At 65.6% G+C, this 761-nt stretch carries 1 protein-coding gene; it reads left to right on the top strand.

Translation table 11 applies throughout. The annotated features are described in order from the left end of the window. A partial coding sequence (gene purU, locus C0R46_RS20600) for a formyltetrahydrofolate deformylase (RefSeq protein WP_102961548.1) occupies positions 1 to 761 on the top strand: 761 nt, incomplete at both ends.

The raw sequence follows: 761 nt of genomic DNA, 5'->3' as shown, positions 1-761 counted from the left end.
CCGTCGACCCGCGGCATCATCGCCGCGATCTCCACCTATCTTGCGGCCAAGGGCTGCAACATCACCGACAGCGCCCAGTTCGACGATCTGGGCACCGGCCAGTTCTTCATGCGCGTGGTGTTCGCCTCCGAACAGGGCATCGGCCTTGATGAGATCGAGCGGGACTTTGCCGAGATCGCCGAGCGCTTCGCCATGCAGCGGCAGTTCCACGACATGGCGCAGCGCATGAAGGTGGTGCTGATGGTCTCGCGCTTCGGCCACTGCCTGAACGACCTGCTCTACCGCTGGCGCATCGGCGCGCTGCCGATCGACATCGTGGCGGTGATCTCCAACCATCTGGACTACCAGAAGGTGGTGGTGAACCACGACATTCCCTTCCACCACGTCCCCGTCACCGCCGCCAACAAGCCGGTTGCCGAAGCCCGCATCCTGGAGATCGTGGAAGCATCCGGCGCCGAGCTGATCGTCCTGGCGCGCTACATGCAGGTCCTGTCGGACGCCATGTGCACCCGCATGTCGGGGCGGATCATCAACATCCACCACTCGTTCCTGCCGAGCTTCAAGGGGGCCAACCCCTACAAGCAGGCCTTCGAGCGCGGCGTGAAGCTGATCGGCGCGACGGCGCACTATGTCACGGCCGATCTCGACGAGGGGCCGATCATCGAGCAGGACGTCGCCCGCGTCACCCATGCGCAGAGCGCGGCGGACTACGTCTCGATCGGCCGGGACGTCGAGGCGCAGGTGCTGGCGCGCGGCATCCA

Source organism: Mangrovicella endophytica (genome assembly GCF_002893625.1).
Classification (GTDB): domain Bacteria; phylum Pseudomonadota; class Alphaproteobacteria; order Rhizobiales; family Rhizobiaceae; genus Mangrovicella; species Mangrovicella endophytica.
This window is presented reverse-complemented; position numbering and strand designations above follow the sequence as displayed.